Source organism: Phocaeicola faecicola, assembly GCF_013618865.1.
GTDB lineage: Bacteria > Bacteroidota > Bacteroidia > Bacteroidales > Bacteroidaceae > Phocaeicola > Phocaeicola faecicola.
Genome location: NZ_JABSOE010000005.1, coordinates 23059 through 36518, shown reverse-complemented (window position 1 = coordinate 36518; position 13460 = coordinate 23059). Strand labels below are relative to the sequence as shown.

Genomic DNA, 13460 nt, shown 5'->3' with positions numbered 1-13460 from the left:
GTGCTAATTCTTCAACTGTTAATTGTTTTGGGGGCTATCGTATTGGGAGCCCGACTGGGTGGTATCGGACTGGGTATTACCGGAGGACTGGGAGTGGCCATACTGGCTTTTGTCTTTGGCATACAACCGACTACCCCACCCATTGACGTGATGCTGATGATTGCGGCTGTGGTAACTGCAGCTTCGTGCATGCAGGCGGCGGGGGGACTGGAGTATATGGTGAAACTGGCTGAGCGCATCCTGCGCAAGCATCCGGAACACGTGACGATACTGAGTCCGATTGTGACTTACCTGTTTACGTTCATTGCCGGAACGGGACACATTGCCTATTCCGTACTGCCTGTGATTGCCGAGGTGGCAAGGGAAACCAAGATCCGGCCGGAGCGTCCGCTGGGAATTGCGGTCATTGCATCGCAACAGGCGATAACGGCCAGTCCGATTTCGGCAGCTACAGTGGCTTTTCTGGGACTGTTGTCGGGCTTTAATCTCACACTGTTCGATATCCTGAAAGTGTCGGTTCCGGCTACTTTTATCGGAGTCATGGTCGGAGCTTTCTGCTCACTGCGTACGGGCAAGGAACTGGCAGACGACCCGGAGTACCAGCGCAGAGTACGGGAAGGTATTATCGAGAATTCATCGGTACAGACATGCCACATCCAGGACATGGGAAAGGCACGGCTGTCGGTAGGTATCTTCCTGCTGGCTACCCTGCTGATTGTGCTGTTCGGTTCCATCGAGACCCTCCGCCCTTCGTTCCTCTATCAGGGAGAATATGTGACACTGAATATGCCGGCACTGATTGAAATCATCATGCTCAGTACGGCGGCCATTATCCTGCTGGTATGCCGGATTGACGGAATCAAGGCCGTACAGGGAAACATCTTTCCGGCAGGCATGCAGGCCGTAATTGCCATATTCGGAATTGCCTGGATGGGAGACACTTTCCTGTCGGGCAACATGGAACGGCTGACATCGGGCATCAGCGAGATCATCCAGTCGATGCCATGGCTCTTCGGTCTGGCATTGTTTGTCATGTCCATCCTGCTCTACAGCCAGGCAGCTACGGTCCGTGCCGTTGTCCCGCTGGGTATTGCACTGGGCATCTCTCCGCTGCTCCTCATCGCACTGTTTCCGGCCGTCAACGGTTATTTCTTCATACCGAACTATCCTACGGTAGTGGCTGCCATCAATTTCGACAGTACGGGAAGTACACGTATCGGGAAATACATCCTGAATCATTCCTTCATGCTTCCGGGACTGATTTCTACGGCAGTGGCCATCGTAGTCGGACTGCTGCTTACACAGCTATTATTCTAATAAAAAACGCCTGTATGCCGCCTCCCTTCCGGGATTGGGCATACAGGCGTTTTCATTACCAGAGCATCCGGTTAAAGCTCTTTGTGAGAGATATTGAGTTTTACAGGATGAATCATGTTCTCCGGACTCAAGATCCGGTCAAGTTCCTCTTTCGTCAGTACTCCGTGGTCAAGCACCAGCTGATAAACGCTTTTTCCTGTCTCCATCGCTTCCTTGGCAATCTTGGTGGAGTTCTTGTATCCGATGACCGGATTCAGCGCGGTAACCACTCCGATGCTGTGATGTACCTCTTCCAGGCAGTGGGCCTCATTGGCGGTAATGCCTTCGACACACAGGGTACGCAAGGTACGGAAACCATTCATCATCAGGTCGGCCGATTCGAAGCAGCACTGTGCCATTACCGGTTCCATGGCATTCAGTTCCATCTGAGCCGCTTCTCCTGCCATAGTGACACAGAGTTCGTTTCCGATGACCTTGTAGCAAATCTGGTTCATGACTTCCGGAATGACCGGATTGACCTTTCCGGGCATGATGGAAGAGCCGGGCTGCATGGCCGGCAGATTGATTTCACCCAGTCCGCAACGGGGACCGCTGGCCAGCAGACGAAGGTCGTTGCATATCTTGTTCATCTTTACAGCCAGTCGCTTCAAGGCGGATGCATAGCCTACCAGACACGATGTATCGGAGGTAGCTCCTACCAGGTCATCGGCCAGACGGATGTTCCATCCGGTAATGTCACCCAATGCAGCGACGCATTTCTCGGCGTATCCCGGAACCGCACAGATACCGGTACCGATGGCAGTGGCGCCCATGTTGACGGTCAGGAAGTCGGCGGCAGCCTCATCCAGGTGCTTGATTTCATCATTCAGGATGCTGGCAAAACCTCCGAATGTCTGTCCCAGGGTCATCGGTACAGCATCTTCCAACTGGGTACGTCCCATTTTCACGATGTGAGCGAACTCACGGGACTTGCGGCGGAAGGCTTCTATCAGTTCCTGCAAGGCGGGAACCAGGCGCAGATGAGTGGCATACATTCCCAGATGAATGGCAGTAGGATAGGCATCATTGGTCGACTGAGAGCAGTTGACATGGTCGTTCGGAGAGCAGTAAGTATATTCTCCACGCTGATGGCCCATGATTTCAAGGGCACGGTTGGCAATGACCTCATTGGCATTCATGTTGGTAGTGGTACCGGCACCTCCCTGTATCATGTCTACCGGGAACTGGTCGTGGAAACGGCCTTCCAGAATTTCATTACAAGCCTGTGTAATGGCATCAAACAATGTATCGGATATCAGTCCCAGTTCGTGGTTGGCACGGGCTGCTGCCATTTTGGTAATGGCCAGTGCATGAATGAACAGCGGGTATTCGCTCAACCGGAATTTGCTGATTTCAAAATTCTCTATACCTCTTAAAGTCTGCACTCCATAAAGTACTTCATTGGAAAGTTCGCGTGAACCGATCAGGTCGCTTTCTACACGAAAATTATTTGTTTCTTTCATAACTTCTGTATTAAAATTTTTCCTTTTGTCATTTTATCACATAATTACTACTTTTTATTCATAAAACAAATGATATACCCCAAAAGTTCGCTACACTACGGGTAAAATAATAACATTTTAACACAAATAAAACTTTCAGCTTCAAAAAAGACGTTTTCCGCAGACAAAACAAAAGCCTCTTTCCGGTATCAGAAAGACCACCGGAAAGAGGCTTGTATGTAAAACTCAGTGCAGGGAGCAGCAATTATTTATACTCGTCCCAGCTCTTGATAGCGATATCGTCGATCGTCATGGTGCAGAATGCCTGGATAAAGGCACTTGCCAGACGGGCGTTGGTTACCAGCGGAATGTTCAGGTCGACTGCCGCACGACGGATCTTATATCCGTTGTCCAGTTCACCTTCCGACAGGTCACGCGGAATGTTGACTACCATATCAATTTCCTTCTTGTGAAGCATTTCCAATGCCTGCGGATGTCCTTCTTCACTTGGCCAGTATACACGGGTATTCTCGATGCCGTTTTCAGTGAGGAACTTCGATGAACCTCCGGTAGCATAGATATTGTAGCCTTTTGCCTTCAGCATCTGTGCAGCCTTCAGCATTTCCACCTTCTGCTTCGGAGTTCCGGTAGACATCAGGATGTTCTTTTCCGGAATACGGTAACCTACCGACAGCATAGACTTCAGTACGGCACAAGAAGTGTCTTCACCGATACATCCTACTTCACCGGTAGAAGCCATGTCGACACCCAGTACCGGGTCGGCCTTCTGCAGACGGTTGAACGAGAACTGGCTGGCCTTGATACCTACATAGTCGAGTTCGAACAGGTTCTTGTTCGGTTTTTCAACCGGCAGGCCGAGCATTACCCGGGTAGCCAGTTCGATGAAGTTGATCTTCAATACCTTGCTGACAAACGGGAACGAACGAGACGCACGCAGGTTACATTCGATTACCTTGATGTCGTTTTCACGGGCAAGGAACTGGATGTTGAACGGACCTGAAATGTTCAGTTCCTTGGCAATCTGACGAGAGATACGCTTGATACGGCGTACGGTTTCTACATACAGTTTCTGCGGTGGGAACTGGATAGTAGCGTCACCCGAGTGTACTCCGGCAAACTCGATGTGTTCTGAAATGGCGTAGGCAACGATTTCACCGTTCTGTGCCACAGCATCCATCTCGACTTCCTTGGCATGTTCGATGAACTGGCTTACTACCACCGGATGCTTCTTCGATACGTTGGCAGCCAGCTGCAGGAAGCGTTCCAGTTCTTCCTGGTTAGAGCATACGTTCATGGCAGCTCCCGAAAGCACGTAAGACGGACGAACCAGTACCGGGAAGCCTACCTTGTCGATAAAGGCATTGATGTCTTCCATTGAAGTCAGCGCGCTCCACTCAGGCTGGTCCACACCGATGCGGTCGAGCATGGCAGAGAACTTGTCACGGTCTTCGGCATTGTCGATGCTCTTGGCAGAAGTACCCAGAATATTGACATGCTGTGCATCCAGACGAAGTGCCAGGTTGTTCGGAATCTGTCCACCGGTAGATACGATTACTCCGTGCGGGTTCTCCAGTTCGAGAATATCCATTACACGTTCGAAAGTCAGCTCGTCGAAATACAGACGGTCGCACATATCATAGTCGGTAGACACAGTCTCCGGATTATAGTTGATCATTACGCTGCGGTATCCTTCCTTGCGGATGGTGTTCAGTGCCTGTACCCCGCACCAGTCGAATTCCACTGAAGAACCGATACGGTAAGCTCCCGAACCGAGTACCACAATCGACTTGTGGTCGCCCAGGTAATGTACGTCATTAGCCACCCCGCTGTAAGTCAGATACAGGTAGTTGGTCTGTGCAGGATATTCGGCAGCCAGGGTATCGATCTGCTTCACCACCGGCAGGATGCCTGCAGCCTTACGGTACTGACGGACAGCCAGAATACCGTCTTCCATGTCGCCCTGCCATCCGATGGCACGTGCAATCTGGAAGTCTGAGAATCCCTGACGCTTAGCCTTGTATACCAGGTCCTTGGAGAGTTCAGACAACTGAGTATGGTTGTTGCCCCATTCGTGCAGTTCCTTAGATGTCTGCATGATGTTCATCAGCTTGTCGAGGAACCACTTGTCAATCTTGGTCAGTTCATGAATCTGATCGACAGTATATCCGGCACGCATGGCCTTTGAAATCACAAAGATACGCTTGTCGGTCGGCTCACGCAAGGCCTTATCGATGTCCTCGATGGTCAGTTCCTTGTTTTCCACGAATCCGTGCATTCCCTGACCGATCATACGGAGACCTTTCTGGATAGCTTCTTCGAACGTACGTCCGATAGCCATTACCTCACCTACCGACTTCATTGAAGAACCCAGCTCGCGGTCTACACCGTGGAACTTACCCAAGTCCCAGCGAGGGATCTTACATACACAGTAGTCCAGAGCCGGTTCGAAGAACGCCGAAGTAGTCTTTGTAACAGAGTTCTTCAGGTCGAACAGTCCGTAACCCAAGCCCAGTTTCGCAGCCACGAAAGCCAACGGATATCCTGTAGCCTTGGATGCCAGTGCAGACGAACGGCTCAGACGGGCATTCACCTCGATTACGCGGTAGTCTTCCGATTCCGGGTCGAACGCATACTGTACGTTACATTCACCCACGATACCGATGTGACGGATGATGCGGATGGCCAGTTCGCGCAACTTATGGTATTCGCTGTTGGTCAGTGTCTGAGAAGGAGCAATCACGATAGACTCACCGGTATGGATACCCAGCGGGTCGAAGTTCTCCATGTTACAAACCGTGATACAGTTGTCGAAACGGTCACGCACCACTTCGTATTCCACTTCCTTCCATCCCTTCAAGCTCTTTTCTACCAGTACCTGCGGAGAGAAAGAAAATGCCTTTTCAGCCAGTACGTTCAGTTCTTCTTCATTGTCACAGAAACCAGAACCCAGTCCGCCCAGTGCATAAGCTGCACGGATGATGACCGGATATCCCAGTTCACGGGCAGCACGGCGGGCATCTTCGATGTTTTCTACGGCCTCACTCTTGATGGTCTTTACGTTGATTTCATCCAGCTTCTGTACGAAGAGTTCACGGTCTTCGGTATCCATGATAGCCTGTACCGGAGTACCCAGAACCTGCGCATTGTATTTTTCGAATACGCCGGCCTTATAAAGTGCCACACCACAGTTCAGTGCCGTCTGTCCTCCGAAAGAGAGCAGTACTCCGTCCGGACGTTCCTTGGCAATGACCTTCTCTACGAAATACGGAGTAACGGGCAAGAAATAAATCTTGTCTGCCACACCCTCCGAGGTCTGTACGGTAGCGATGTTCGGGTTAATCAGTACGGTTTCGATTCCCTCTTCCTTCAGTGCCTTCAATGCCTGAGAACCAGAATAGTCGAACTCACCGGCTTCACCGATTTTCAGAGCTCCCGAACCTAACAATAATACTTTCTTTATATTTTCTTTCATTGTCTACTTAACTTTTAATGGATTACAGCAACTTTACAAACTCATCGAACAGGAATTCAGTGTCGGTAGGACCGCTGGCAGCTTCCGGGTGGAACTGTGCCGAGAACCAAGGGTTCTTCTTGTGACGGATACCTTCGTTCGAACCGTCGTTCATATTGATGAAAAGCGGTTCCCAGTCGGCTCCCAGGGTATTGTTGTCTACCGCATAACCGTGGTTCTGGCTGGTGATGAAGCAGCGCTCCGTGCCCACCATGCGCACCGGCTGGTTGTGACTGCGGTGACCGTATTTCAGTTTGTAAATCTTGGCTCCACCAGCCTTTGACAGCAGCTGGTTACCCATACAGATACCGAAGATAGGCAATTTTTCGTTCTGCATGGCCTTGCGGATATTCTGTACTGCCGCATCGCAGGTATCCGGGTCGCCAGGACCGTTAGAAATGAACAATCCGTCGAATTCCAGGCCGTTGAAGTCGTAGTTCCAGGGAACCCGGATGATTTCTACATCGCGTTTCAGCAGGCAGCGGATGATATTCGACTTCACGCCGCAGTCTACCAGCACCACTTTCTTCTTGCCTTCTCCCTCATTATAACGGATGACCTCCTTGCAGGAAACCTTATCCACGTAATTTACTCCGGCATAAGCTGCTTCCGGAACATTCTCCGGCTCATCATCGAACACAATCTTACCCATCATCACTCCGTGTTCGCGCAGCACCTTGGTCAGCTCACGGGTGTCAATGCCCGTAATGCCCGGCACCTGCTCACGCTTCAGCCAGTCGCCCAGACTCTCTACCGCATTCCAATGAGAATATTTCTCACTGTAATCGCTCACGATAATCGCTTCGGCATGAATCTTCTCGCTTTCCATAAAGGTAGGCAGACCGTTGGCTTCGAACGTAAACGGAGGTACTCCATAGTTACCCACCAGCGGATAAGTCAACGTCATCAACTGACCCGCATAAGAAGGGTCGGTCAAGCTCTCAGGATAACCGGTCATCGCAGTATTGAACACAACTTCACCAGCTACCGGCTTCTCATAACCGAACGACTTGCCATGAAAGCGGCTCCCGTCGTCGAGGATTAATGTTACATTTCTCATTACCTTCTATTATATACTATATATTCTTTTTTAATTGTTTTTCTGTCCATTCACCGTATCTGCGTGCGGATGCCGCTTCGTTCTTCCCCATCCAGCGACTGGCGTATGAGTCTTCCCCGAAGTTGCCGTCCCGTCACTCACCTGCTTAAAACTGATAGATTTCCTCCATGTAATTGATGAAGGCCTGGTTCACCAGTTTCACTCCGCCCGGAGTCGGATAGTCGCCGCTGAAGTACCAGTCGCCTGTATGGTCCGGACAGGCTTCGTGCAGACCGTCGAGCGTCTGGTACACGATTTCCACCTTGGCCTGAGTACCGGCAGGAGTCAGCAGTTCCACCATCTTCCGCGAAATCTCCTCATCGGTAAAGGGAGCGTATATCTCCTTCACGTAGTTGACCATCTCTTCCTTCGGCAATCCCAGCTGTGCCTTCGACTTGCGGTAGGCCTCTTCCAGTACCTGGCGCATGTCACGTTCCTCGAGCAAGGCAACGGCTGCCTTGAAGGCGATAAACTGCTCCATGCTGGCCATGTCGATACCGTAATAATCCGGATAACGCACCTGCGGAGACGAAGAAACGATAACGATTTTCTTCGGATGCAGACGGTCGAGGATGGAGATGATACTCTGCTTCAGCGTCGTTCCGCGTACGATACTGTCATCAATGATGACCAGGTTGTCCTGATAAGGAATCAGGCTACCGTACGTAATGTCATACACGTGAGTGGCCAGGTCCTTGCGGGTATTGCCTTCGGCGATGAAGGTACGCAGTTTGATATCCTTGATGGCCACCTTCTCGCTGCGGATGCGCTGCGACAAAATCTGTTCCAGCTCACTGTGGCTGGGCTTGTGTCCCAGGGCTTCGATGCGCTTGATCTTCAACTGGTTCAAGTAATTGTCAAATCCTTCCAGCATTCCATAGAAAGCCACTTCGGCCGTATTCGGAATGAAAGAGAATACGGTATGTACCACATCATAATCAATCGCCTTCAGGATCGGCTCTACCAGTTTCTCCCCCAGCAGCTTGCGTTCACGGTAAATGTCCATGTCACTGCCGCGGCTGAAATAGATACGTTCGAACGAGCAGGCTCTCTTCTGCTTGGGTTCATTGATCTGCGCCAGACGCATCTCCCCTTTCTTGTTAAGCAGAATGGCCTGTCCCGGAAGCAGTTCATGTACGCTGTCGGCCGATACGTTCAGTGCAGTCTGAATCACAGGGCGTTCGGATGCCAGTACCATGATTTCTTCGTCCATGTACCAGAATCCCGGACGTATTCCCCACGGGTCACGGACAGCAAAACACTCTCCGCTACCTGTCAGTCCGCAGATGACATATCCACCGTCCCAGCTGGGGCTGGAAGTACGGAGCACATTGGTCAGGTCAATCCGGTCCTCGATGGCATGAGTGATATCCATGCCCTCAAGGCCTTCCGCCTTGCATTCCTTATACAGCCGCTCCACCTCGCGGTCCAGACGGTGTCCCACCTGTTCCAGCATGATATAAGTATCGGCATACTTGCGCGGATGCTGTCCGCAAGCCGTAATGTCGGCAAAAATCTCATCGACATTAGTCAGATTGAAGTTACCGCACAACGCCAGATTCTTGGCCCGCCAGTTGTTGCGGCGGAGAAAAGGATGCACATAAGAGATTCCGCTCTTTCCCGTAGTGGAATAACGGAGGTGTCCCATATAAAGTTCTCCGGCAAAAGGCAAGCACTGCTTGGCATATTCCGCATCGCTCAACTGCGCCGCTGTCAGTTCCTTGAAATTGGCATGTACATTACCGAAAATCTCAGTGATGGCTCCCGATCCCAGCGCGCGCTCACGGAACATATATTCTTCTCCCGGATTAGCCTGCAGTTTGATACAAGCCAGACCGGCAGCTTCCTGTCCACGGTTATGCTGTTTTTCCATCAGCAGATACAGCTTATTCAAGCCATACATCCAGGTGCCATACTTCTCCTGATAATATTCCAGCGGTTTGAGCAAACGAATCATTGCGACACCGCACTCATGCTTCAGTGGTTCCATAATCTGCAATCTTTTTTTAAAGCCTTACCTATATACGAAAAGACGCCCGGATTGCCAAAAGGCAATACCGGGTGTCTCTATATTTAATCTCTGAAAAATCAAACGGGAAATAGAAATAACAGCAGGAACAAAAATACAATAATAAAAAAAGAATAACGAAACAAAAGGAAAAGCCGTAAAGTATCCTTTTCCATTTGTTTGGGAAAACGGTTTCGTTCCTGCCGCTTCCTGATATATTTCTTTTTTTGTCCTATACTCCGCCAAGTTGTACATTGTCTAAGTTCTGTTACATCTTAATTCGGGATGCAAAGTTAGTAATTTCTCGCCATAAACCGAATAAAATCTTTTATATTTATTTACCTGCCGGCAATATTTCCTTCAGGTTTCCATTTATCCTTTTTATTCTGCATAATCATACGGTTCCCCGGAAAAGGGAAAAGCAGCAATACGGCAATGTCCGGCAACCGGTAATCGGGAAAAAAAGGATTCTTCCAAAAAAAATCAGAAAAACCTTTTGCATATAAAAATAAAGCAATAAATTTGCACCGCAATCAGGAACAGAGATGCTCTCTGGACAGATGCTTGCCGAAATAACTCAGTTGGTAGAGTAACTCATTCGTAATGAGTAAGTCGCGGGTTCGAGTCCCGCTTTCGGCTCCACAAAAAGCCGTATTCTTACGGCTTTTTTTATTTTCCCTATTCCACACTTTTTCCCGTCAGCTTCATCAATACACTCTTTTTTCGGGACCCATGCAAAAAGAAGAGTTTACAGCCTTCGTTTCAGCCTTCAGAAGATAAACCCCTGAAAGAATCTGTCAAAGAGATTCATCGGTATGCGACAAACCGCACATCAGTTCTCATTTCTGTAAAAGCCCCGGAGGAAAACATGCAGGAATTCCGTCTTATCATGCAAGCAACCTGTTATAAAACCGACTCAGCGCTGTGGTTTTATTAATCAACGGCGCGGATTAATAAAACCACAGCGCTGAGCCATAGAATCTCATCTCAGATAATTTTTACTTTCAGCCGATTTGATCATTTTCCTGCAGACAGATTGATGTATCAATCAACTTACGACATCCAATCATACAATGCACAAGGACGGAAGAGTCCTTACAGGTATAAAAGAAATCCGGGACAACCCATATCTGCCATCACGCATGATATGAATAATCCCGGATCAGTTATTTTCAGGAATCCATTCCGTCATAAGCTTCCTCCGCTACGGAGTGCTTACTCCGGAAGTTACTGGCGTTCCAGTTCAAAGCCCAGCTGCAAGCCGTCGTATTCTTTCAGCAACGCATTGGCAGTACCAATGGCTGAATTGGAAGACTGGCTGCCCAGTACGCCACCGATGCTCTGTACGAGTGACATCAGTTTATCGGCCTTGAAGAGCAAGCTCATCTTGTTGGGCTGAAGCGCATTTCTGGACAATACCGCATTGAACTTCAGACCCAGCTTTGTCTTCAACTGGATTTCCTTTGTTTCCGCATTGTACGAATAAGTACCTTTGGTAGTCTTACCCTTCACGGTAGTCGTATAAGTACTGTCGGCATTGAAGACATAAGAGCATCCGCTTGTAAAGCCCAGCTTCGACAGGATACTGCTCATCTGCTCCTCCACCTTCTTGGCAGCTACCTCACCACCGGCCTTTGCCAGGAAATTATCACTGGTAAAGCGACAGTCGGGAGCCACATAATTCCAGGTTCCTTCAATAGAGGATGAAACCGGCACCTTGTCATCGACCACTGCATTCACCACTCCTGAAATCACCGATTTCCAATCTTGCGCATCTGCAGCCTGTACGCAGCAGATAAAGCAAGCCAACACCCAAAATTTAACAAAATGTTTCTTCATATTTACTAATTAACACGCTTTAAAACTCATATCCAGTCCTTTCACTGAGTGAGTCAGTGCACCGACTGAAATATAATCCACTCCGCACTCTGCATAATCACGCAGCGTATCGAAAGTAATACCGCCGGAAGATTCCAGTTCCACTCTTCCGCCGACCATCTCTACTGCCTTGCGGGTATTCTCGGGGGTAAAGTTATCAAGCATGATACGGTCAACACCTCCCAGATCGAGCACCTGCTGCAGTTCATCGAAGTTGCGCACTTCGATTTCAATCTTCAGATCCTTTCCTTTTGCCTTGCAATATTCACGGGCACGGGTAATGGCCTTGTCGATACCGCCGGCAAAATCCACATGATTGTCCTTCAACAGAATCATATCAAAAAGTCCGATACGATGATTGACACCTCCACCGATCTTTACGGCCATCTTCTCCAGGATACGCATACCCGGAGTAGTCTTACGTGTGTCAAGTACCCGTGTGCGTGTACCTTCCAGGCGTTTCACGTAACGGTTGGTCATCGTAGCAATTCCACTCATACGCTGCATGATGTTAAGCATCAGACGTTCAGTCTGCAGCAAGGACTGGATTCTTCCTTCCACTACCATTGCCACATCACCCGGCTTCACCGGAGTGCCGTCGTTGATGAACACTTCCACTTTCATTTCCGGATCAAAACGGTGAAAAACTTCCTTGGCAATCTCAATACCTGCCAGAATACCTTCTTCCTTAATCAGAAGTTTTGACTTACCCATGGCATCGGCCGGAATACAGGATAATGTGGTATGGTCTCCATCGCCAATATCTTCGGCAAACGACAGATCGATCAGACGGTCAATCAAGTCTTTAACTACTTTTTCGTCCATTTCTACAATTATTTTTTAGTCATTTGTACGTGGCAAAGGTAATAAAAAAAGTGAGACAGAATGCATGCATCCCGACTTTCCTGAAAATAGTTGTCAAAAACAAGGGAAATCGGCAAGTCGGGAAGACAAAATCTTGCAAAAACGGAAAGATGCTGTTTATTTGCAACCAGTTTGCAAAAATTATTTGCGAACTTTGTAACTGTGAAACAAGAAAAGACCTGTGACTATGTCTGCCAAGCAATGTGAAGAGAAACTGACCGATAAAGGGGTACGCCCTACTCCTGCCAGGATACTGGTCCTGCAGCAACTGGCCAATCTGGAATATCCGGTGTCACTCATCGAACTGGAGTCGATGCTCGACACCCTCGACAAGTCGACGATATTCCGCTCGCTGACTGTTCTTCTGGAGCATCATGTCATCCATGCCTTTGAAGACGGAAGCGGCTCTACCAAATACGAAATATGCAGAAGCCTTGCCGACCACTGCCTGATAGAGGAGCGGCACATTCATTTTTATTGTGAAATATGCCGGCAGACTTCCTGTCTGAAAGAGGTAAAGACCCCTATCGTAGCATTGCCGGAGGGTTATGAGATAGATTCCATCAATTATACCGTGAAAGGAGTCTGTCCGCAGTGCGCACGAAAGAGAAACGGACACAAGGCCAGCGGCGGCGCCTGAGTTTCCTGCCTTTCCGGTTCCGTACATCCGTAGTGGCAGGCATCGGTGATGCCTCCCTGCCGGCATGCTTTTCCGGAAGGAAGATTTTGTGTATCTTTGCACCCAGAAACAAAAGCAGAGAAAAAGATGAAAGTAACATTGCTCGTAGTAGGAAAAACCGTAGAAAAGCATTATATCACAGCCATCAACGATTATCTGGAACGTACCAGACACTACCTGTCTTTCGACATGGAAGTGATACCGGAATTAAAGAATACCAAGAGCCTCAGCATGGAGCAGCAGAAGGAGAAGGAAGGAGAACTGATTTTAAAATCGCTGCAGCCCGGAGATGTCGTGGTACTGCTGGATGAGCACGGAAAGGAGTTCCGCTCGGTAGAATTCGCCACATGGCTTGAGAGAAAGATGCATACCGTCAACAAACGGCTGGTCTTCATCATCGGTGGTCCTTATGGATTCTCACCTGCCGTATATGCGGCGGCACAGGAAAAGATTTCACTTTCCAAAATGACTTTCTCGCATCAGATGATCCGTCTGATCTTTGTGGAACAGTTGTACCGGGCCATGACCATCCTGAACAACGGTCCTTATCATCACGAATAAAAGAATCCTTTTACATATAAAAAGAGAGAGGCCGTCTCGAC

The 13460-nt window shown here is 49.1% G+C and carries 9 protein-coding genes and 1 tRNA gene; 4 read left to right on the top strand and 6 right to left on the bottom strand.

Going from position 1 to position 13460, the window contains the following annotated elements; genetic code table 11:
* Entirely contained in the window at positions 1–1317 is a 1317-nt protein-coding gene (locus H3001_RS02520; RefSeq protein WP_181214001.1) for an anaerobic C4-dicarboxylate transporter family protein, read from the top strand.
* Positions 1318–1388: 71 nt separating this feature from the next.
* On the opposite strand, the gene H3001_RS02515 is transcribed toward H3001_RS02520, so the two are convergent.
* The 4 genes from H3001_RS02515 to H3001_RS02500 form a co-directional block, all read right to left on the bottom strand.
* Positions 1389–2819, bottom strand: coding sequence for an aspartate ammonia-lyase (locus H3001_RS02515; protein WP_181214000.1), 1431 nt, complete (start codon positions 2817–2819; stop codon positions 1389–1391).
* A 244-nt stretch (positions 2820–3063) separates the two neighbouring features.
* Positions 3064–6291 carry a carbamoyl-phosphate synthase (glutamine-hydrolyzing) large subunit gene (gene carB, locus H3001_RS02510; RefSeq protein ID WP_178244309.1) on the bottom strand — a complete coding sequence of 1076 codons (3228 nt, stop codon included), beginning with the start codon at positions 6289–6291 and terminating at the stop codon, positions 3064–3066.
* Between the two features lie 22 nt (positions 6292–6313).
* Positions 6314–7390, bottom strand: coding sequence for a glutamine-hydrolyzing carbamoyl-phosphate synthase small subunit (gene carA, locus H3001_RS02505; RefSeq protein ID WP_181213999.1), 1077 nt, complete (start codon positions 7388–7390; stop codon positions 6314–6316).
* Positions 7391–7535: 145 nt separating this feature from the next.
* The gene (locus H3001_RS02500) at positions 7536–9419 is read right to left on the bottom strand and encodes an amidophosphoribosyltransferase (RefSeq protein ID WP_181213998.1); all 1884 of its coding nucleotides are present in this window, start codon (positions 9417–9419) and stop codon (positions 7536–7538) included.
* Positions 9420–10003: 584 nt separating this feature from the next.
* Here H3001_RS02500 and H3001_RS02495 point away from each other — a divergent pair.
* Positions 10004–10079: transfer RNA gene (locus tag H3001_RS02495), tRNA-Thr, on the top strand.
* Positions 10080–10664: 585 nt separating this feature from the next.
* Here the strand turns inward: H3001_RS02495 and H3001_RS02490 are convergent.
* Positions 10665–11276 (bottom strand): lipocalin-like domain-containing protein, encoded by a 612-nt coding sequence (locus tag H3001_RS02490; protein WP_178244312.1) that lies wholly within the window; start codon positions 11274–11276, stop codon positions 10665–10667.
* A gap of 9 nt (positions 11277–11285) precedes the next feature.
* Positions 11286–12140, bottom strand: coding sequence for a carboxylating nicotinate-nucleotide diphosphorylase (gene nadC, locus H3001_RS02485; RefSeq protein WP_181213997.1), 855 nt, complete (start codon positions 12138–12140; stop codon positions 11286–11288).
* A gap of 226 nt (positions 12141–12366) precedes the next feature.
* Between nadC and H3001_RS02480 the strand changes: the two genes are divergently transcribed.
* Both H3001_RS02480 and rlmH read left to right on the top strand, forming a co-directional pair.
* Positions 12367–12819 (top strand): Fur family transcriptional regulator, encoded by a 453-nt coding sequence (locus H3001_RS02480; protein WP_178244314.1) that lies wholly within the window; start codon positions 12367–12369, stop codon positions 12817–12819.
* A 126-nt stretch (positions 12820–12945) separates the two neighbouring features.
* Positions 12946–13419, top strand: coding sequence for a 23S rRNA (pseudouridine(1915)-N(3))-methyltransferase RlmH (gene rlmH / locus H3001_RS02475; protein ID WP_178244315.1), 474 nt, complete (start codon positions 12946–12948; stop codon positions 13417–13419).
* The last annotated feature ends 41 nt before the right edge of the window (positions 13420–13460 follow it).

Bases quoted from the DNA above. Each gene is read 5' to 3' on its own strand.
- H3001_RS02515 (WP_181214000.1), bottom strand. From the start codon at position 2,819: ATGAAAGAAACAAATAATTTTCGTGTAGAAAGCGACCTGATCGGTTCA.
- carB (WP_178244309.1), bottom strand. From the start codon at position 6,291: ATGAAAGAAAATATAAAGAAAGTATTATTGTTAGGTTCGGGAGCTCTG.
- carA (WP_181213999.1), bottom strand. From the start codon at position 7,390: ATGAGAAATGTAACATTAATCCTCGACGACGGGAGCCGCTTTCATGGC.
- H3001_RS02500 (WP_181213998.1), bottom strand. From the start codon at position 9,419: ATGGAACCACTGAAGCATGAGTGCGGTGTCGCAATGATTCGTTTGCTC.
- H3001_RS02490 (WP_178244312.1), bottom strand. From the start codon at position 11,276: ATGAAGAAACATTTTGTTAAATTTTGGGTGTTGGCTTGCTTTATCTGC.
- nadC (WP_181213997.1), bottom strand. From the start codon at position 12,140: ATGGACGAAAAAGTAGTTAAAGACTTGATTGACCGTCTGATCGATCTG.
- H3001_RS02480 (WP_178244314.1), top strand. From the start codon at position 12,367: ATGTCTGCCAAGCAATGTGAAGAGAAACTGACCGATAAAGGGGTACGC.
- rlmH (WP_178244315.1), top strand. From the start codon at position 12,946: ATGAAAGTAACATTGCTCGTAGTAGGAAAAACCGTAGAAAAGCATTAT.